Origin of the sequence: Bacillus sp. FSL P2-0069 (assembly GCF_038593315.1) — a bacterium.
GTDB classification, from domain to species: domain Bacteria; phylum Bacillota; class Bacilli; order Bacillales; family Bacillaceae; genus Bacillus; species Bacillus safensis.
The window spans coordinates 2,842,608-2,862,785 of the sequence record NZ_CP151984.1; the positions used below are offsets into that span (position 1 = coordinate 2,842,608).

The following is a 20,178-nucleotide window of genomic DNA, read 5'->3' on the forward strand; positions in this document are numbered from 1 at the left end:
ATTATACAAATGGTTTTACAGAATGAATCGTTTTAACCCTTAACACTCTTCCGGCGTACCGGTATTCGTCGCTGTTCTGAAAGAAGAACCGCATCCGCATGACGCGATGGCATTCGGATTGTCGATGGTGAAACCGCCGCCCATTAATGATTGTTTGAAATCAATGATGGTTCCGTTCATGATATCAAGGCTTTCGGAATCGACAAGGACATTGATGCCGTGCTGTTCGAACTGCGTGTCTTTCTCTGAGACTTCATGGTCAAAGCCCATGCCGTATGAGAGACCGCTGCAGCCGCCGCCTTTTACGCCCACTCGAAGGAACGCATTTTCTTCTTCATGTTCTTTCATCATATCTTTAATCTGCAGTGCAGCAGCTTCTGTAATGGTTACTGGTGTACTCATGATCATCCCTCCTTTTGACTGGATGTTTCTTTTCAATTATAAACGTGATGATGCCTTTTCTCAAATAAATGGTTTAGAGATAAAATGTGCCGTCACAAATCGTTTCAGCAGGTCCTGTCATGAGCACGTGGTCATTGTCTTTCCAGCGAATGATGAGGTCTCCGCCTGCTAAATGAACGGTCATGTCTGTTTCTTTTTTCGCCTGACCATTCACAATTGTGGATACAGCCGCAGCACAGGCCCCTGTTCCGCAGGCCTGTGTAATCCCTGAACCTCTTTCCCACACACGAAAATGCAGTTCTGTTTCACTGACAACTTCAACAAATTCTACATTGACGCCTTCTGGGAACATGTGGTGTTTTTCGATGATTGGTCCAAGTGTATGAAGCGGTGCTTTTTCAATGTCCTCTAAATAAAAAACGATGTGCGGGTTTCCCATTGAAACGGCCGTTCCATTTAAAACTGCCTTGCCAAAATCAAGTGCCTCATTAATCGTTGTGCTGTCCGGTTCACCAAGCATTGGCATCGCTTCTTTTTCAAAACGTGGTTTTCCCATATCTACTGTGACTAGCTGAACGTGACCATCCTGAGCGTGAACGGTCGCTTCAACGAGTCCTGACAATGTCTCAATCTGGAACGTTGTGTCCGTCACAATTTGATGCTCATACACATACTTTGCAACGCAGCGCAGCCCGTTACCGCAGTTTTTGCCCTCTGATCCATCATTGTTGAAAATGCGCATCTTCACAGGTGCAACATCTGATGGACAAATAAGGATCATCCCGTCAGAACCGATTCCTGTATAAACAGAAGAAACGCGGATCGCTATCTCTGATAGCTGCTCTTCTGGAAGCTGTTCCTTCATCTGATTGACGTAAATATAATTATTTCCTAATCCGTGCATTTTCGTGAATTGAAATGATGTCATGAGCTTCCTCCAAAAATGTTGTTTCTTTATAGTATAAAAGGAGTCGATTCAGGAGACAATCTTATCATCCCCCGTTTTTCATACATAGAAGCTCTTTGCTGTCATGGCAAAGGGCTTTTATTATGCATATGCCTCTTTTTCTCTCGTGTGATGCTTCATATTGATGATATTTTATTAGCATAACATATTGGATGCGCTTTCTATTAATTCTCCTTAAAAATGGAAGATGAAAATGTGAAAAAAATGCACCTCATGACCCATGTGGTGCATTTAAAACATGTCGTTTTCCTCTATAAAAGCATAAATACGCTCGACTAGCTGCTCTGCATTTTCTCCTGAAACAAATTCTCCATTCACAAGTGCAAATGGGGAGTCCATACATTTGCCGCAATAGCTTAAACAGCCGTATTCCATTACGTCTAGGTTTGGGTCTTTTTCAAGCTTCTCTTTTGCTTCTTGAGACCCTTGTGCAAGATTACTTACACAAAATTCGATCAGTGGAAACACTGTGCTTCACCTCACATTGCCTTACCATCCTACCGAAATTCCTTGTATTAGTCAAAATATGAGCTTCATCTGTATCGTTACGCCTATTCCTCGTAAAATGTTTTACTATTTAGGACTAACTGATGAATATGTAGGTTATTTTGAAACAATTATTGTGGTTTCACAGTAAATTCGATATAATTTTATTTGGTATTTTAACTTAAAGTTTTTTAGTATAAGTGTTTTTCAATGTCTACGGGGAAAAGGAGAATCGTCATGAAAAATTTAGTCTTGATCGGCGGAGGTTACGGGAATATGCGGGTTCTCCACCGCTTATTGCCAAATCAATTACCTGATGATGTCACTATCACATTAATTGATCGAAATCCTTACCACTGTTTAAAAACAGAATATTATGCACTTGCTGCTGGAACGATCTCTGATCATCACATTCGAGTATCTTTTCCAGAGCATCCGAAGCTGGATATTCAATACGGGGAAGTAGAAAAAATTGATATTGAAAACAAACAGATTTTATTCAGCGACCGTGAACCGATTCCGTATGATGACACGGTGATTGGACTCGGCTGTGAGGACAAGTATCATAATGTCCCTGGTGCGAAAGAACATACATACAGCATTCAAACCATTGATCAGTCAAGACATGCGTATAACAAATTAAACAATTTGAGCGCAGGTGCAACGGTTGGCATCGTCGGTGCTGGACTTAGCGGGGTAGAGCTGGCCAGTGAACTAAGAGAAAGCCGTGCTGATTTAAACATTATTCTTTTCGACCGCGGAGAGCTGATTCTATCGAGCTTCCCAAAAAGATTAAGTTTGTATGTGCAAAAGTGGTTTGAAGAAAATGACGTAAAGATCATTAACTGTGCCAATATTACAAAGGTTGAAGAAGGTGTCGTTTACAACCATGATGACGCGATTGAAGCAGATGTCATCGTGTGGACAGCAGGAATACAGCCAAGCAAAGTGGTACGTGAGATGGATGTTGAAAAAGACGCACAAGGCCGCGTCGTATTAACTCCTCATCACAACCTCCCAGGGGATGAGCATGTATATGTTGTAGGTGACTGCGCAAGTCTGCCGCATGCCCCAAGTGCACAGCTTGCTGAGGCGCAGGCAGAACAAATTGTCCAATCGCTGCAAAAACGCTGGAAAAATGAGCCGCTTCCTGAGGCTTATCCACAGTTTAAGCTAAAAGGTGTTTTAGGTTCTTTAGGGAAAAAAGCCGGCTTTGGCTTAGTGGCTGATCGTCCACTTGTTGGGCGGGTGCCAAGACTCCTGAAATCTGGACTCCTTTGGATGTACAAACATCACAACGGCTAAAATTATGTGAATTTTTTCTCAAAGCTCCTTCATGATGAGGGAGCTTTTTTCTATGAAACGGCATGTGCCGATGAGTGGGTCCATTTGATCGGAGCAAGGGCAAGGATGCAGTCTTTACGAAAGGTTCTCATCGTCTTTTTCGATAAACAATATGCTTGGATGAGCTGATCCGTTTGACGGTGGACAATGATTTTTCTCTTTGTGCACTCTCCATTTTTCTTCATATAAATCATCTCAATCGGTATTTGCTGATGAAGAGATTGTTTCAGTAAATAATTCATGATGCTCACGCTCCTTTCATTTCATTATAAACGAACAAACGTTCTTTTTCAACACAAAATGGAACGTTTGTTCTATTTTCTTCCTCAAAAAAAGAACAGCTTATTCACTGCTCTCCTTGTACCCGTATTTCTCCATTTCTTGATAAATGTCTTTTAATTTTGGATTGCCCTCTCCAACGATTTGATCCTCTACTAAGACAAGCGGATAAAAGAATTCATCATCAAGAATTCGTTCAGACAATTCCTTTTGTTGTTCATTTTCTGGCGGGTGCTCAATATCAATATATGTGATGCGAAATGGCTGATTCGGATATTTTCGTTTTAATGCTGCATCTAACCATTCAAACGTATCTTTTGAAGAAGGCAGATTCACGCAGCTGGCGCACAGTACATCTCTTCCATAAACATAAAGATCGACGGTTTTGTTCATTTGACAAGCCCCCTATTCTTACTTCATTTTAGCTGAATTTTCTGGATGAAAAAAGCAAAAATCACTTTTTGTTTCAAGATGAGATTGTGCTATAATGAAAAGGAAACTTTGAAACCAATCAATAGATTTTTATCGTCCAGATGAATATAATGGTGATATGTTGTGAAAGGAGCGATTATATCTAATGACTGAAGTCGAAATGAAAGACCAAGTACAGGAAGTACTGGACAAACTTCGTCCATTTCTATTACGTGATGGTGGAGACTGTGAGCTTGTAGACATTGAAGATGGCATTGTGAAATTACGTCTTCTTGGTGCATGCGGCAGCTGCCCAAGTTCAACCATTACATTGAAAGCCGGTATTGAGCGCGCATTATTAGAAGAAGTGCCTGGCGTTGTAGAAGTTGAACAGGTTTTCTAATTCATATATGACATGAAAACGACCCGATTTGGGTCGTTTTTTTCATGATTGACAAAGGCTTTAGCCCTTTGTCTTCTTTTCAGCGTGATATGAAAACCCTTGAAGTCTAGGAAGGACGAGTACTGGCGCGGAGCGAATTTTCTATTCGTGAGCACCAGCACGCAGGACTGACACCGAATGCGAGGGTTTGTCAGCACGCTGAAGGGTCGTTTTTTATTAGGCTAGCTTTTCTCTAAACCATTCCTTTATAAAAGTCAGTCTTTGAATACGCTGCCCCGGGTGGCCGCTTCTGGATAAATCATGAGATGCCTTCGGGAATTTGACCAATCTTGTGTCTTTCCCAAGCTCCTTCAAGGCCACAAAAAGCTGCTCTGCTTGATCAACTGGACAGCGATAATCTTCATCACTGTGCAAGATGAGCAGCGGCGTGTTCATCTGCTTCACATATTTTAGCGGCGAACCATCCCATAGCTTATCGACAGAATCATAAATATCCCCATCAATCTGCCACCTTGTAAAGAAATAACCGATATCACTGATGCCATAAAAGCTAATCCAGTTTGAAATGGAACGCTGTGTGACCGCTGCGCGAAAGCGGTCGGTCTGACCGACAATCCAGTTGGTCATAAAACCGCCATAGCTGCCGCCTGTCACGCCAAGCCTTGTTTCATCAAGGAAATCATAGGCTGTGAGCACATGATCAACAGCCTGCATGACATCGTCATAATCAACGTCACCATAGCTTCCTCTCACGCGATCGGTAAACATCTGTCCATACCCATGACTGCCGTGCGGATTGATATACACGATGGCATAGCCTTCAGAAGCGAGCATTTGAAATTCATGAAAATACGTATGACCATACATCGCATGCGGTCCGCCATGAACCTCTAGAATGAGCGGATATTTCTTTCCCTCTTCCATCTTGGAAGGCTTCATAAACCAGCCATGCACCTCGTCTCCATCTTTTGACTGAAAAGAAAATGGTTCAGGTTCCGATACGATATGCTCCTTTAGAAAATCATGATGCTCGAATGTGATTTGCTTTAGTTCTGTCTCCCCTAATGTCATCTCATACAGCTCACTTGGTGAGACAGGTGAAAGCCGGCTGAGCAGCAGTTTGGATTCATCTGGATGAAGGCTGAAATTGGTGATATGTTCCGCCTCTAGTCGAACAGGATAGGCTAAACCTTCAATAGAGAAATAATAAATCCCTGTACTGCCTTGATCAGAAACAAGCGCAAAAAACCCTTGGCTGTCCTTTGTCCACTGCGGAAGCTGATAGACCTCTCCCATCACGCTATCTCCTGCCATACAGTTCCCAACATACATATCGAGCATTTCTGACAGTTGAACCGTCTTTTCTTCCTTCAGATCATACAACCATAGTGATGGGAAGGTGGCATTTTGAAATTCACGCTCATGTCCAATATACAAAAGACTCTCTCCATTCGGAGAAAAAGATACGGTGGAATAAGCGCCATTTGCTTGTGTGATCTTTTTTGTCTGACCATCTTCTAATGACAGAAGACACACGTCACTTATGTAAGGTATCTGTGGATTTAATTGAATAAAGGCAAGCCATTTGCCGCAAGGAGAAATCGTATGATTCATATGATGAACCTGCTCGCTCGTGACAGGCTCTATCTCTCCTGAATCGATATCCACCTTCACGATCTGCGTGACACGCCCATCTAAAAAGCCTCTTCCATCTGCTTTATAGGTCAAATCATCATATACCGCTGGAGCAAAGTCATCTTGCTCTTCCTTTTTTTCATCATGAACAGATTCTGATTGTTTCAATGACACAGCCGCATAAAGAAAAGCACCATCTGGAGAAAAGACAGGATGAGATACTCCGTAAGGAATCGTCGTTAAGGTTCGCACGCCGCCTCCTTCGCTCTTCATGAGCGCCAGCTGAGGGACTTCCTTTGGCTTTTGTAAAATAAAAGCAAGCTGCCTGCCGTCTTTTGACCAAACTGGCTGATGATGCTTTCCATCCTCAAATGTCCATTGTGCCAGCTCCTCTGTCTCTTCATTTCGAACCCATAAATGGATGTTGTAATCGTCTTTTTTCTCATTCACAGTGACTTTTGTAAAGACTGCCTTTTTTCCATCTGGTGAATAAACCGGATGGGAAACAGAAACAATCTTCGTTAAATCTTCTGCCGTCATCAATTTCTTCATGAACGTATCTCCCCCTTTTATGCTTAAAAAATAGTTCGATCCTCTAAATAATAATCCCTGCTTCTTCATATAAAAACAAGCATAAAAAAAGAACGTGCAGATTCACAGCACGTTCTTAGATTGTTGAAAAAGGGCTAAAATGATCTTTATTTTAGCTCTTTTTCTTCTTTTCAGCGTGACCTGAAAACCTTTGCAGTCTAGGAAGAACGAGCACTGGCGCGGAGCGAATTGAACATTCGTGAGCACCAGCGCGCAGGACTGACAACGAATGCGAGGGTTTGTCTACACGCTGCGAACGTGCAGATTCACAGCACGTTCTTTACTTGATTAACAGGATGATGCTGCACGACAACACCTTCTACTGGCACCGTCAGCAAATCGACTTCGCAATGCGGGAAGTTTTGGGCAAGCTGTTCTTTCAGCGCTTCTCCCTTCCCTTTTTCCACTAAGGTGAGGATCGTCGGCCCAGCACCGCTCAAAGCCGTTCCATAGGCTCCTTTGAGAGAAGCGACATGCTCTACCTTTGAAAGCTCTGGCACAAGCATTGTGCGGTAAGGCTGATGAAATAAATCCTTATTCATCATTTCTCCAACAAGCGGCCAGTTTTGCGTCATTAAGGCGGCCACTAGGACGTTGCTCACAGCACTCGCACTGACGGCATGTTTATAGGAGAAATCCTCTGGCAGGACATCACGGGCATCCTTTGTCAGCACTTCATAAAAAGGAATCACCACGACGACATCTACATCCACATGCTGCACTTTCACGGCATGTGTTTTGTCTTCTTCGTGGAGACCAATCAGTAAACCACCGAATAAAGAGGCACCCGCATTATCTGGATGACCTTCTACCTCACTTGCATAAAAGAGCTTCTGATCATCTGTCATGTTTAATTCAAGAAGCTGATTGGCAAGTTCAATGGCGGCCACGATGGCAGCAGCACTGCTGCCAAGCCCCCGTGCCAATGGAATATCACTCCACACTTTGACATGAACAGGCGGGAGTGTTTTTCCAAAGTCATCTGCGACCTTTTTGGCTGTTTGGTAAATCAGGTTGTCGGTGCCTGATGGAATCCCAGACACGACATCTGTTTCTGCTTCAAACAGCCAGCTATCATGGTCAAAGACCGATAGCTTTAAATAGCGGCTGAGCGCCATTCCAACTGAATCAAAGCCTGGTCCTAAATTGGCAGTGCTTCCCGGTACTGTGATTGAAAAAAGCATGGAGGCTTCACTCATACGCGTGCGGCCTTTTCTAAGTGTTCAAGAATTTGATCTTCATCTGCATCGAGTGTGACCGGCTTGATTTGTGAAATATCGATAGCCGTATTTGGATCTTTCAGCCCATTGCCTGTTAGTACCGCAACAACTTTACTGCCTGGCTTGATTTCTCCAGATTTCACCTGCTTTAGAACGCCCGCAATCGACGCACATGAGCCCGGCTCTGCAAACACACCTTCTTCACGTGCAATCAATTGATATGCATGAAGAATTTCTTCATCAGTCACTTCATCAATCTTTCCGTTTGATTCATCTGCGGCTGCCACAGCTTGTTTCCAGCTCGCTGGATTTCCGATACGGATAGCCGTTGCCACTGTTTCTGGCTGCTCAATCACTTCATTTCGAACGATTGCCGCTGCACCTTCTGCTTCAAAACCGCGCATGACAGGCAGTCCTGTTCCCTTTTTCTCGTGATATTCCTTGAAGCCTTTCCAGTAGGCCGTGATGTTCCCGGCATTTCCAACAGGAATCGCCAGTACATCCGGGGCAGAGCCTAGCTGCTCACAGATTTCAAATGCCGCTGTCTTTTGTCCTTCAATTCTATAAGGGTTGACCGAGTTCACAAGGGCAATCGGCGCTTTTTCACAGATGCTGCGGACGATTTTCAGTGCATCATCAAAGTTGCCGTCAATGGCAATGATTTCTGCTCCGTACATGACGGCCTGTGCAAGCTTACCGAAGGCAATTTTCCCGTCTGGAATGATGACAATACATTTCATATCAGCACGGGCTGCATAAGCCGCTGCTGCTGCAGAGGTATTCCCTGTTGAGGCGCACATGATCGTATCATTGCCTTCTTCTTTCGCCTTTGCAACGGCCATGACCATTCCTCGATCCTTGAAAGAGCCTGTTGGATTGACGCCTTCTGTTTTCACATGAAGCTCAATCCCCAGCTTTTCTGAAAGCTTGGCGAGGTGGACCAGCGGTGTATTCCCTTCATTTAATGTTAGTTTAGGTGTAGATTCGTTTACTGGTAAGAATTCTTGAAATTCTTCAATGAGTCCATTCCATTTCATCGGCTTAAACCGTTCCCTTCTACTCGGTACGTGCTCTTCACTTGAACCACCACGTCGAGGTCGTTTAATTTTTGCAGGATATTTGAGAAATCTTCTTCTGAGGTCTGATGTGTAATAATCACAATTTCAGCCAGCTCATCATGTCCTTTCACAGGAAGCTGAAGGATCTTTTCAAAGCTGATGCCTCTTTCAGAAAAAATAGATGTAATGCGAGAGAATGCACCGACTTGATCTCTAACATGAATTCTTAAAAATTGCTGAGCAAATATTTCTGATGAGGATTTGATCTTCTTCTCAAACTGCGGTGCGATAAATCCGCTTCCGTTCACGCCAAGGCGCATGTTTTTCATTACTGCGACTAAGTCTGATACAACAGCTGTTGCCGTTGGCAGACTTCCTGCTCCAGGTCCGTAAAACATCGTTTCTCCTACAGCACTTCCGTAGACATACACCGCATTGAATTCATTGTTGACGGATGATAATGGATGATGATCAGGAAGTAAAGTTGGCTGAACGCTGACCTCTACTTTCTCTCCGTCCCGCTGAGCAATTCCGATCAGCTTCATTGTATAGCCAAACCGCTTACTGAAATTAATATCCTCATCAGAGATATCAGAAATACCTTTCACCTTGACGTCCTCTAAATCTACATTCATGGAAAAGCCGAGTCTTGCAAGAATCGCCATTTTTCTTGCTGCATCCAGCCCTTCTACATCAGCTGTCGGATCTGCTTCTGCAAAGCCTAGATCCTGTGCTTCTTTTAAGACATCCTCATATGCGCTTTTATCGACATTCATTTTCGTTAAAATAAAATTCGTTGTACCGTTCACAATCCCCATCATCTTCGTGATTCGGTCAGAGGCCAGCCCTTCCTCCAGCGTACGCAGAATCGGAATTCCTCCGGCGACACTTGCTTCATAATAAAGATCACAGCCATTTTCTTTCGCTACATGTAAAAGCTCCGTACCGTAAAGCGCCATTAAATCTTTATTGGCTGTAATGACATGCTTCTTCTCATTCAACGCATCTATTAAATATTGTTTTGTCTCTTCAATGCCGCCCATCACTTCAATGATGACGTCGACCTCTGGATCTCTAATCACATCGTATACTTCAGTTGTGAAGACCTCTCTTGCGACATCCACATCTCTTTTTTTATCGGGATTGCTCACAAGCACTTTTTGTATTAATACCGGACAGCCGATTTGGTGCATTAATTTATCCTGATGGTCTTGGATAATTTTTACGACACCGCTTCCCACTGTTCCTAATCCTAATAGCCCAACTCGAATTGCCTTCACCTGAAATTCCACCTTTCTACGTAAATGTCCTCTCTAAAAAGACATTTGTTAACCTTACACAGACATTCAATGTACACACATTATAAAGGGGTATCCTCATTTTGACAAGGTAATAAAATAAGAGATTGTCAGAATGAAACCGCTTAACAGCTATTTATATCAAGATTCTATATTTTCGAAATATTTTTGTTAGAAAAGCTCCCGAACACCGGGAAGCCTTATATTATAAACGAACCGGCGTTTTGGCTGGCTCGTCTTGTAAGACAAGCGCAATATTTTCAGCACATAAACGCATCATTGTTTTTCTTGTTTCGACACTAGCACTTCCAATATGAGGAAGTACTGTGACGTTAGGTAATGTCGTTAACGGATGAGACGGACTGACAGGTTCCTGTCTAAATACATCCAGACCAGCGCCGGCAATTTTTCCTGTTGTGACAGCCTCGTATAAAGCATCCTCATCCACAGTCTGTCCTCTTGATACGTTAATGAAATAAGCAGAGTTCTTCATCAGATCAAATGCTTTTTCATTAAACATGTCTTTCGTTTCCGGGGTTAACGGCGTCAGACAGACGATGAAATCAGACTGCTTGAGCAGTTCCTCAAAAGCCGCATAGGTCACGCCAAGCTGCGCTTCTGCTTCGGGTTTTCTTGAACGATTATGATAAAGGACATTCATATTAAAGCCTTTGGCCCGCTTGGCAAGTGCTGTTCCAATGCTGCCCATTCCGACAATCCCGAGCGTTTTGTGATGAACATCAGCACCGGCAAGAAGAAGCGGCCCCCAGCCTGTCCAGTTTCCATCCTTAATCCAATCACTCGCCTCGACAATGCGTCTAGCTGACGCCATCAGAAGAGCAAAGGCTAAATCCGCCGTCGATTCTGTTAAGACGTCTGGTGTATGACATACGGTGATTCCGTGCTTTTTGGCTGCTTCAAGATCAATATTGTCATAGCCAACAGCAAGGTTTGCGACCACCTTGATATTTGGAGCCTTTGATATTAGCGGCTCATCTATTTGATCTGACAGCATGGTGAGAAGCGCATCCGCTTTAGCAGCTTGTGTTTCTAACTCTTCTCTTGGACACGGCTCATCCTCGCTTTGCCACATCTCAACATGAGCGACTTCTTTTAATGGTGTAAGTGATGCTTCATCCAGCTTTCTTGTGATATAGACATAAGGTTTTGGCAAGAAGAACACTCCTTTAATTGATTTCTTTAAGCATAACGAAAAACGCCTCAAGAGAAAAGAGACGTTTCCTCTGTTCACTGAAACTTCAAATCAGCTGCAGGCTGAATCCAGCCAACAGCCGGAATGGGGCTCCCGCCGCTTCGCATGGCACTCATTTCTTGAAAGACCTTTAGAAAGTATTCATAGCGATTGGCATCATTTAAGACGTAATCTAACCGCTCTTCATAGTATGACTTTTCATTTTCTCCTGACATATAGTAGCCTTCCACAATTTCAAAGTAATGAAGCGGAAACAGCAGGCGGCTGTATAACAAACGCTTTGAAAAGGAGGAAAGAGGTGTCACCTCCTCATATTGCTGAAGAAAGGAAAAGCCTTCTTCAATTAAATCCTCCTTATGCTGTACAAAGGTCTCTCTTAAGTATTCGGCAATATCACGGGTTGGATGATCAAAGACCCAATCCACAGGTAAACGCAGCGGCTGCTCATGCGGCCATGTCATACGTGAAAAGCGCTGATGACAGACAGTGCCTGAGTCACCTTCTTTCGGTTCATCATCAAGCTCAGTATCGACTAAATATTGAATGGCATTCTCCGTTAATCCAAGATAATACGGAAACGATTCAATGAATTTTTGTTCAAACCGTTCCAGCGGTTTTTGATGCATTTGCTGCATCCAAAAGCCTTCGAGCTGATCTAATCGTTTTGCCCATAATTCCTTCCAGGCACCGACACGTTTTGTTTCGGATACTTCATATGGAAAGCCTCTTCCCCTGACATGAAAGGCTGCCAGTTCTGACGCTTGCTGAAACGAGCGGCTTGAGAGCGGAGGCGCTGCTTTTAATAAAGCATACTGCTCCTTCCCATGAGTAAAGGTGGGTTTCTCTTCATTTGTTAATTCAAACACAGCGACGTATGGGTCTCCAGCATTCAGTAAATACTGACTGATATGATACAACTCCGAGAGTTCTTCTTCTCGCAAATGAGACACAGTAACAATGAGGAAGAGAGCCTCCGCCGTTTGAAAGCTCTGATAACTGCCATATGGCGTAAATTGACGAACATCAATACCAAATGTGTGATAAATGGTTTCTTTCATGTTTTCACCTGCGTTCCTATGATCAATCTCTTATCATATCGTAGTCGCAGGTTGAGGGATTTATGAATACTATTTACTATCCGAAGCTTTTTACACGTTGTGGACAAATTACGAGGATTGGGTGAGGAATACATGCCGCATCATCATGAGATGAACGAAGTAGAAAAAACAGCAAGACGCCGTTTACAAGAACGAGGCGTAACCATTCAAGATATAGCAGACCTTGTCTACTTTTTACAGGAAAAATATCATCCTGGCTTAGACATGACAGAGTGCATCCACAATGTGGAGCGTGTCATCGCAAAACGTGAAGTCCAAAATGCGATATTAACGGGCGTTGAACTAGACGTACTCGCCGAGCAAAAGAAGCTGACTGAGCCGCTTCAATCAATACTTGAAACGGACGAAAGCTTGTATGGCGTTGATGAAATTTTATCCTTTGCTATCGTCAATATTTATGGTTCAATCGGCTTTACAAATTACGGATATATCGATAAAGAAAAACCAGGTATTCTGGGGAAACTCAACGATAAATCCACAGGCGAATGCCACACCTTTTTAGATGACATTGTTGGCGCTATTGCTGCTGCCGCATCAAGCAGGTTGGCACATAGTGCAAGAAATGCGGAATAAAGAAAAAGAGGACGCGCGCATAACGCTTGTCCTCTTTTTTATGATAATCGCTCGATCCACTCGGATAATGAATCAATGACATAGGTTGGCTGCTTTTCATACTTCTGAAGCAGCTCTTTTGTTGTCACACCTGTATGGACGAGTAATGTGTCCATTCCTGCATTCATTCCTGCCATAATATCCGTATCATAATTATCACCCACCATGAGCGTCTCAGACACATCTGTCCCAAGTACACGCATCGCTTGTTCCATAATAATGGATTCCGGCTTTCCGATAAATGTCGGCTGAATCGTTGTCGTCACGGTCAGTACGGATGTTAACGAGCCGTTCCCTGGCAAAAGCCCTCTTTCTGTTGGAATAGCTATATCTCCATTTGTTGAGACAAATTGTGCGCCTTGACGAATGGCAATCGCACCTACTGCTAATTTTTCATATGTAATGCCCCGATCAATTCCAACAACAACGAAATCAGCGTCTTCCTGACCAAACGTCAGCCCCTTTTCTTCAATGGCCTGCTTGATTCCTTCTTCACCGATCACGTAAACTGACGCATCTTTCTTTTGTTCAGCAATATAATTGGCCGTCGCCATACTTGTTGTAAACACTTGTTCTTCTGTTGCTGGGATATCAAATGAAACGAGTTTTTCCGCTACCTGCTTTGGCGTACGTGATGAGTTATTCGTGACAAACAAGTAAGGGATGTTCAATTCATTTAACTTTTGAACAAATTGACCTGCTTCCTCGATCTTTTCTGTTCCTTTATACATGGTCCCGTCTAAATCAATTAAATAGCCTTTGTATTTCATGATGCTCACAACTCCAATGGTTTATTTAAACGCTGATACTGGGCCAAGCTCCTGTTCCAAGTAGGTACGGATGCGGCTTGGAAAGACCTCTAGCGCCTGCTCTACTTCGCTGATCACCTGCAATAAGTCATGATGAACCACTTCCTGATATTGCTGCACAAGTGTTTTGCGGGATGAGACAAGCTTTTTCAGCTGACTTCCTTCCACTTCTGGTACAACCTTTTCATCAACAAGTATATCCATGATGTCATCATAGCTTCCTGGATCACGCATAATAAAGCCATCAATCATGTCATTTCCAGTATCAAGAATACATTCGACGAGCAAATGAACAATTCGTTCCAGCGCTTTTTTCTCAAGAGGACTTGTCCATGTTTGATGACTCTGCATCAATCCATATTGCTCCTCGAAAAAACGTAATGTCTCTTCAATCTTTTTTCTGTCTACGAAATACATTATGACGCTCCCCTTTGCGTTATTTTCTGATTCGCTTTAAGACAAAATAGGCACAGCCAAAATTACAGTATTCATAAATGTATTCATCGAGTGTGCTGATTTTAGTATCAAATGTGGCCTTTTGGTTTTGGTCATCAAAGAACCCTTTCAGCCTGAGCTGATTATAGCCCCAGTCCCCCACAATATAATCATACTTATTTAAAATATCTGAGTACCTTGCTTTAAACGCTTCTTCATTAAAGCCGTCTTTGATATCTCTTACAAGATCAAAGGTAGCATTCTGAACGACGATCATCTTCTCACCTCTTTTTAAACGATCCATCTTTAATGATAATTCATTGGAAGAACTCCATCAATTGCTAAAGCATGTTTTTTCCGATTTAGACGAAGCTAAAGGAAAAAGGAGGTCACATTTATGAAGAAACAACTAACAGCCGCGATTCTCCTCAGCATGCTTTTAGGCGGGTGCGGCTTTCAATCAGGTATGAACCGGCAAGTGGATGAAGATTCTTCAAGTAAAACCATCCGTCTGTCGGATCGTCATGAAGGAAATAATTCCAACATGCCAGAAGCAGATACAAACAGAGCAGGATATGTTCGTTATCAGCGCCAGCAAGTAACGGATCAAAAAGAAAGAACCCCTGCTTTAAATCGTGAGCATCTTGCCCACGTGATTACAAGTCTAACGGTGCAGCTGCCAAACATCAAAGATGCAGCCACACTTGTGACAGATGAGGATGCACTCATCGTGTATCGAACAGGAAACAAAAACCGTGATGAATCTGCCGATCAAGTAAAGAAAACGGCGGTTTCTGTTCTCCCTCGTTATTATCATGTATACGTCTCTGATAATCCAGAGCACTTTCAATCCATTGCCAATTTTTCACGTCTTCAAACCAATTCACGTGATTTTGACCAAATTTTAACCAAAACGATTCAGCAAATGAAGTATTCCCCTCAAGGCGGGAACATATCGAATCAAGAAGATGCAAATGGGATGACGAATGCCGACCGTACGATGAGAAGAAACGCCCCTTACGGCCAAAATTAATACGAGAAAAAACGCCAGAGAGCTCTGGCGTTTTCTTTGTTATGCTTGCGCCTGACGCTTTTTAGACGCTTCGTTTACTTGTTCATCTGCATGGTAGGAAGAGCGCACAAGCGGCCCAGCTTCACAGTGGCTAAAACCTTTTGACATCGCAATTTCCTTCAGCTCTGCAAACTCATCCGGATGGTAGTATTTTTGAACTTTCAAATGCTTTTTCGAAGGCTGTAAATACTGGCCAATCGCCATAATATCCACATTATTGGCAAGAAGATCATCCATGACTTCAATGATTTCTTCCTTCGTTTCACCAAGTCCAATCATAATGCTTGATTTTGTTGGAATGTCTGGCTGCATTTCTTTTGCACGACGCAAGAATTCTAATGAACGATCATATGTAGCACGCGCACGAACTCTTGGCGTTAATCTGCGAACTGTTTCAATGTTGTGATTTAAAATGTCAGGACGAGTGTCCATTAACGTCTTCAAGTTATCATAATTACCGCCCATATCTGAAGGGAGAACTTCAATGGTCGTGAATGGGCTTTTTCTTCTAATCGCACGAACGGTTTCAGCGAACACACCTGCTCCGCCATCCTTTTGATCATCCCTTGCAACCGCTGTTATGACAGCGTGCTTTAAATTCATTAAGGCTACTGAATCTGCCACGCGTTCTGGCTCTTGCAGGTCAAGCTCAGTCGGAAGTCCAGTTTTCACCGCACAGAAACGGCATGCGCGCGTACAAACAGATCCAAGGATCATAAATGTAGCGGTTCTTCTCACTGCCCAGCATTCATGAATATTCGGACATTTTGCTTCCTCACAAACGGTATGCAGGTTGTTTTCCCGCATCATTTTCTTTAAACCGGTATAGTTTTCATTCGTATTCAGCTTAATTTTAAGCCAGTCCGGTTTTCTTACGTGCTCTTCCTTCTTTGCCAATTCCATCATCTCCATATGAATTCGTTAAAGGTGCATCTACAAAAATCTTCCTGCTATATACGATGGATGCAGCCAAGAAGCTGCAAAAAATTGAATCTTCGGCCTAAAGCCTTTTCTTTAGACACTTTAACATAGTACAGATTGAACAACAAGGGAATGAGCTGCAAAAATACCCAAAAGCCTCCTAAAAAAACAGAAGAAAATTACTAACATTTTCTTCTTATGAAATAGAGTGATCTAACCACACTAAACGGTAGAAGACAATGCTCGATGAAAGGAGATGGACGTTTGTGAAAGTGGTTTTAGCCATCATGATTGCTCTTTCAATGCTCCCTTTACCTGTTCATGCAAAAGGGACGGGCAAGCAGCCAGATGAATTGAAGCAAAGAATGGCCCTATATGAAAAAGTCTCCATCACAACACAGGTTCCATGGTATGTACTTGCTGCAGTTGATCAGTATGAACACAATATTCGAAAAAGCAGAAGAGATTTACCGAAACAAAAAGGCGTCATTGGCATCTACATTCCCCGGGAAATGTGGATTGGACCAGAAAACCCGAATAAACAGGATACCTCTCCTTTAAGCATTAAAGTGTTTGACGGAATTGGTCTTGATGGAAATGGGGATGGCAAAGCAAGCAGCGATGACGATGAGGATGTATTGTTCACGTTTGCTCAATACTTGCTTCACTACGGCAGCAGCATTGATCAATTAAAAATTGGCTTATGGGACTATTATGGACGTGATCAAACCGTTGGAATCATTTCATCTTTTATGAAGCTATATAAGCACTACGGCCATCTTGATCTTGGAAAGCATGCTTTTCCTCTTCCAGTTGGAGCTGACTACAGCTACCGAAGTACCTGGGGAGATGCGAGAGGGTTTGGAGGCAGAAGAATTCATGAGGGAACCGATTTATTTGCCCATTATGGACTTCCCGTTCGTGCGACATCGTATGGCGTGATTGAAATGAAAGGCTGGAACCGTTTTGGCGGCTGGCGGATAGGCATTCGAGATATTCATAATCATTATCATTACTTCGCTCACTTAAATGGCTTTGCGAAAGGACTCAAGACAGGTCAAATTGTTGAACCTGGCCAGGTGATTGGATCTGTCGGAAGCTCCGGTTACGGTCCTCCAGGCACTGCAGGAAAGTTTCCGCCGCATCTTCACTATGGCATGTACAAAGACAACGGCAGAACGGAATGGTCATTTGATCCATATCCTCATTTGAGGGCGTGGGAAAGAGCTGAACGGAAACGAAAATCGTAAAAAAACAGCCCAATCATTGTTGGGCTGTTATTCCTTTTTCTCCTTTTTCTCTGGGAGAACAATTGATGGAGCACCTGAGTTTGTTCCGCTGCCATTATAATAATCTGGTACGTCTCCTTGAACGGCTTGTATGGAGACAGGAACAGAGTTTTTAACTACGATTGTTTCAGAAGCAAATGGGATAATGACTCTTACCTTGACCTCGATCAGAACACTAATATCAATCAAGGCATTGTTGATGCCATAAGGCTTAATGTTTTTTTCAACGTCCGTATGCGGATCACCAATCACACTAAAGCGCACAGGCACTTTTGGTCCGAGGTTGGCGATGAGTGCATTTCCAGATGCTTGCCCAAGCGGAATGTTATATATAATGCCGTCATGTCCATCTGTTTGATCCTTTAATGCTTCTTTTGCCTCTTTTTGAAAGTTCCCCTTTTCAATGTCCTCTAAATTTTTTTGAAGATGACGCGAGAGGTCAGCCATTGCTTTCGATGTTGCTTGCGCATTAAAATCGATGGTCGTCACTTTTCCGTTCTCACTTGTATTCATGACCACCATATCCTTCATATTCTCCTGATCATCTGCAAAGTCTTGCACTGAATATTGTATGAGGTGATTGGCGATGCGCTCTGTTTCTAGTTCAGCAATGTGAATAAGGGTAGGTTTAATGGATCGGTTGATAAAAAATAAACTAATTACGGTTGAGAGCACAAAGAATAAGATCGCAAGCAGCATGACGTAACGAAATGGCAAAGGGCCCTTCTTGTAGGGGCGATAACGGCGGTTCATTCTCAATAAAAAATCCCCCCTTCTCCATTACATGTGTATGCAGACAGGCGGGGGGATAGGAATCATCTCTCTATTTTATTTCACCATTTTTAATAATGCATCTCTTCCAATTGTTCCAGCTGAGATGCCCAGCGCTTCTGCGGCGTATGTCACAGATTCTAAAGGAGCATCGAGCAATTGCTCAATGGTTCTTACACCAACTGCTCTTCCTGCAATAATTCCTCTATCTGCAAGCTTTTCATTCAAGAGCCCGACATCCAGTGCACCGCACATAATATACCCATGTTCATTTGATACTGCCATAAAATTTGTCTTCGGCAGCTTGACGGTGACCGCTGTAAAGGAATGGCCATCAATTGTAATAGGTGTTAAATTCACCAAATCCCTTCACTCCTCTCATCACAATCTATGTGAAAAGAGGGCGCGTGTTGTTAGGCTGAAGCGGATTTCAATTGGCTTCCTTCAAGCGCCATGTCAGAACATCACGTAAAAATTCAGGCATGAAATATTCAATGTGTTCGTGATCACGGATATGAGGAAAAAGAGAGCCTAATGTATACATATCGACTGTGCCAACTGTATAGGAGGCGTCTTTTTTGATCAATTGACCATGTACAAAGACATCCTTCACCCGTTTGGCATCGCCTTCCTCTAACGTATAGCTGAGTCCGCTATATAGCATTTTCCCCATTAGCTCACCTCTAAATCCGAAGCCTTTGATGCGCAGCTGTTCCATTTTTTCTTCACAGCCCCGTCGAACTGTTTCGATCAGCTGTTGACCGGTAAGCGTCACCCGAATGGGATTAATGGGATGCGGACATATCCGGTGGATTTCTTCTCTTGTGACGATCCCTGCCTCTAATGAATCAAGCACCATACCTGCATTCATCATGCCAATATCTGCTCCGCACCAATCTTTAATGGCATCTGTTAAGAGCTGCGGAAGCGGAGATTCGTCGAACCATTTCGTTTCTAGCTTCGACTCAATCGTTGTCACTTTTTCCTGCATGAGTGCTTTCGCTCTTCTTTCTGCTTGCTGTAAGGTGGTGATGGCTTCATCTGATTCACTGATGAGCTGATCTACTGACTGTACTGTCGCTTTTTTCTCTATCAGCTCTTTGCGCGCTGTATCGATCGTCAGCTCAACACAGCCAATATAATGCCCATACTTTTCAGCGCATGCAAGCAGCACACCATTGTCCATTTCACCTTGTTCTAACAGATGATGCGTGTGTGAGCCTAGGATGATGTCGATGTCAGGGAAATCACGGGCGACCTCTCGATCATGGATGATACCAAGATGGGATAAAAGCACAATGACATCTGCCTGTCCCTTCACTTCCTGCAGCATGTCCCGTATGCTGTCAAACGGATCAGTAATGTTCCAGCCCAGCTTTTCATATACAGGTGTATACGCAATGGTCACGCCTAAGAGACATATCTTCAGTCCGTTTTCCATTGTGATCATATGATAGGGCTTTGCCCATGATGGCCTTTTGCCTTTCTCAAATAAATTAGACAGGACCACTGGAAATTGTGCATTCTCATACAAGTGATCCAGCTGATCATGTGGCAGCGTAATGCCTTCATTATTCCCGATCGTGACTCCATCATAGCCAAGCTGATTGAGGAGCTTGACGTTTACCTTTCCATAATCCGCTTCGGATACGAGGTTCACTCGATCCATATGGTCGCCAATATCAAACAAGAGCATCTGATCGTGAACTTGACGCTTTTCTTCAATATAAGCTGCAATTTTTGGCCAGTTCTCAAAGTGGCTGTGCAAGTCGTTTGTATGATATAACCATAGCTTCTGCAGCATGTTGATCTCTCCCTCAAGTTGTCACTGACCGTCTCATTCA

The 20,178-nt window shown here is 43.2% G+C and carries 22 protein-coding genes and 1 pseudogene; 5 read left to right on the forward strand and 18 right to left on the reverse strand.

All coding sequences use genetic code 11. The features are described 5' to 3' along the window. Positions 1–39: 39 nt before the first annotated feature. From NSQ34_RS14680 to NSQ34_RS14690, 3 genes are all read right to left on the reverse strand, one after another. Complete coding sequence (locus NSQ34_RS14680; protein ID WP_024423354.1) at positions 40–402, reverse strand: iron-sulfur cluster assembly accessory protein; 363 nt, start codon at positions 400–402, stop codon at positions 40–42. Between the two features lie 73 nt (positions 403–475). Continuing rightward, positions 476–1,330 (reverse strand): diaminopimelate epimerase, encoded by an 855-nt coding sequence (gene dapF, locus NSQ34_RS14685; RefSeq protein WP_034282609.1) that lies wholly within the window; start codon positions 1,328–1,330, stop codon positions 476–478. A gap of 270 nt (positions 1,331–1,600) precedes the next feature. Then, positions 1,601–1,837 carry a YuzB family protein gene (locus NSQ34_RS14690; protein WP_008346813.1) on the reverse strand — a complete coding sequence of 79 codons (237 nt, stop codon included), beginning with the start codon at positions 1,835–1,837 and terminating at the stop codon, positions 1,601–1,603. A gap of 255 nt (positions 1,838–2,092) precedes the next feature. On the opposite strand from NSQ34_RS14690, the gene NSQ34_RS14695 reads away from it, so the two are divergent. Next, positions 2,093–3,160, forward strand: a complete 1,068-nt coding sequence (locus tag NSQ34_RS14695) for an NAD(P)/FAD-dependent oxidoreductase (protein WP_034282611.1) — start codon at positions 2,093–2,095, stop codon at positions 3,158–3,160. A gap of 50 nt (positions 3,161–3,210) precedes the next feature. Here the strand turns inward: NSQ34_RS14695 and NSQ34_RS14700 are convergent, their stop codons facing one another. Both NSQ34_RS14700 and NSQ34_RS14705 read right to left on the reverse strand, forming a co-directional pair. Next, entirely contained in the window at positions 3,211–3,441 is a 231-nt protein-coding gene (locus NSQ34_RS14700) for a hypothetical protein (RefSeq protein ID WP_046313316.1), read from the reverse strand. A 100-nt stretch (positions 3,442–3,541) separates the two neighbouring features. Further along, positions 3,542–3,871 (reverse strand): YuzD family protein, encoded by a 330-nt coding sequence (locus NSQ34_RS14705; protein WP_034282615.1) that lies wholly within the window; start codon positions 3,869–3,871, stop codon positions 3,542–3,544. Between the two features lie 121 nt (positions 3,872–3,992). Between NSQ34_RS14705 and NSQ34_RS14710 the strand changes: the two are divergent. Beyond that, positions 3,993–4,292, forward strand: a pseudogene (locus NSQ34_RS14710) (NifU family protein). A gap of 216 nt (positions 4,293–4,508) precedes the next feature. Here the strand turns inward: NSQ34_RS14710 and NSQ34_RS14715 are convergent. The 6 genes from NSQ34_RS14715 to yutH form a co-directional block, all read right to left on the reverse strand. Continuing rightward, complete coding sequence (locus NSQ34_RS14715; RefSeq protein WP_342500958.1) at positions 4,509–6,479, reverse strand: S9 family peptidase; 1,971 nt, start codon at positions 6,477–6,479, stop codon at positions 4,509–4,511. A 305-nt stretch (positions 6,480–6,784) separates the two neighbouring features. Next, a complete protein-coding gene (thrB, locus tag NSQ34_RS14720) occupies positions 6,785–7,717 on the reverse strand; it encodes a homoserine kinase (protein ID WP_070325983.1) in 933 nt (310 codons plus the stop codon). After that, positions 7,714–8,775: a threonine synthase gene (gene thrC / locus NSQ34_RS14725; RefSeq protein ID WP_034282619.1), complete on the reverse strand. Its 1,062-nt coding sequence runs from the start codon at positions 8,773–8,775 to the stop codon at positions 7,714–7,716. The genes thrB and thrC overlap by 4 nt, the downstream gene beginning before the upstream one ends. Next, positions 8,772–10,076, reverse strand: a complete 1,305-nt coding sequence (locus NSQ34_RS14730; RefSeq protein WP_041115785.1) for a homoserine dehydrogenase — start codon at positions 10,074–10,076, stop codon at positions 8,772–8,774. Before NSQ34_RS14730 ends, thrC begins: the two co-directional genes overlap by 4 nt. Before the next feature lie 223 nt (positions 10,077–10,299). After that, positions 10,300–11,268, reverse strand: coding sequence for a D-glycerate dehydrogenase (locus tag NSQ34_RS14735; protein ID WP_111926663.1), 969 nt, complete (start codon positions 11,266–11,268; stop codon positions 10,300–10,302). A gap of 74 nt (positions 11,269–11,342) precedes the next feature. Then, positions 11,343–12,365 (reverse strand): spore coat putative kinase YutH, encoded by a 1,023-nt coding sequence (gene yutH, locus NSQ34_RS14740; protein ID WP_176967240.1) that lies wholly within the window; start codon positions 12,363–12,365, stop codon positions 11,343–11,345. Positions 12,366–12,497: 132 nt separating this feature from the next. On the opposite strand from yutH, the gene NSQ34_RS14745 reads away from it, so the two are divergent. Continuing rightward, a complete protein-coding gene (locus NSQ34_RS14745) occupies positions 12,498–12,998 on the forward strand; it encodes a phosphatidylglycerophosphatase A (protein ID WP_025094161.1) in 501 nt (166 codons plus the stop codon). A 38-nt stretch (positions 12,999–13,036) separates the two neighbouring features. Here NSQ34_RS14745 and NSQ34_RS14750 read toward each other — a convergent pair whose 3' ends face one another. From NSQ34_RS14750 to NSQ34_RS14760, 3 genes are read right to left on the reverse strand one after another with little or no spacing between them, the layout of a single operon-like run. Then, entirely contained in the window at positions 13,037–13,810 is a 774-nt protein-coding gene (locus NSQ34_RS14750; protein ID WP_176967281.1) for a TIGR01457 family HAD-type hydrolase, read from the reverse strand. Positions 13,811–13,828: 18 nt separating this feature from the next. Then, positions 13,829–14,263, reverse strand: coding sequence for a DUF86 domain-containing protein (locus NSQ34_RS14755; RefSeq protein WP_034282630.1), 435 nt, complete (start codon positions 14,261–14,263; stop codon positions 13,829–13,831). Positions 14,264–14,282: 19 nt separating this feature from the next. Beyond that, positions 14,283–14,558, reverse strand: coding sequence for a YutD family protein (locus NSQ34_RS14760; protein ID WP_024423368.1), 276 nt, complete (start codon positions 14,556–14,558; stop codon positions 14,283–14,285). Between the two features lie 120 nt (positions 14,559–14,678). Between NSQ34_RS14760 and NSQ34_RS14765 the strand changes: the two genes are divergently transcribed. Continuing rightward, positions 14,679–15,314 carry a YhcN/YlaJ family sporulation lipoprotein gene (locus tag NSQ34_RS14765; RefSeq protein ID WP_176967238.1) on the forward strand — a complete coding sequence of 212 codons (636 nt, stop codon included), beginning with the start codon at positions 14,679–14,681 and terminating at the stop codon, positions 15,312–15,314. Between the two features lie 39 nt (positions 15,315–15,353). On the opposite strand, the gene lipA is transcribed toward NSQ34_RS14765, so the two are convergent. After that, positions 15,354–16,250 carry a lipoyl synthase gene (gene lipA, locus NSQ34_RS14770; RefSeq protein ID WP_008360456.1) on the reverse strand — a complete coding sequence of 299 codons (897 nt, stop codon included), beginning with the start codon at positions 16,248–16,250 and terminating at the stop codon, positions 15,354–15,356. A gap of 326 nt (positions 16,251–16,576) precedes the next feature. Between lipA and NSQ34_RS14775 the strand changes: the two genes are divergently transcribed. After that, positions 16,577–17,524: a M23 family metallopeptidase gene (locus tag NSQ34_RS14775; protein WP_240491056.1), complete on the forward strand. Its 948-nt coding sequence runs from the start codon at positions 16,577–16,579 to the stop codon at positions 17,522–17,524. Positions 17,525–17,551: 27 nt separating this feature from the next. Here the strand turns inward: NSQ34_RS14775 and yunB are convergent, their stop codons facing one another. The 3 genes from yunB to NSQ34_RS14790 form a co-directional block, all read right to left on the reverse strand. Beyond that, positions 17,552–18,322, reverse strand: a complete 771-nt coding sequence (yunB, locus tag NSQ34_RS14780; protein WP_080701219.1) for a sporulation protein YunB — start codon at positions 18,320–18,322, stop codon at positions 17,552–17,554. A gap of 69 nt (positions 18,323–18,391) precedes the next feature. Then, a complete protein-coding gene (locus tag NSQ34_RS14785; RefSeq protein WP_034282637.1) occupies positions 18,392–18,697 on the reverse strand; it encodes a DUF1805 domain-containing protein in 306 nt (101 codons plus the stop codon). Positions 18,698–18,764: 67 nt separating this feature from the next. Further along, complete coding sequence (locus NSQ34_RS14790) at positions 18,765–20,138, reverse strand: bifunctional UDP-sugar hydrolase/5'-nucleotidase (RefSeq protein WP_041115779.1); 1,374 nt, start codon at positions 20,136–20,138, stop codon at positions 18,765–18,767. Positions 20,139–20,178 lie beyond the last annotated feature (40 nt).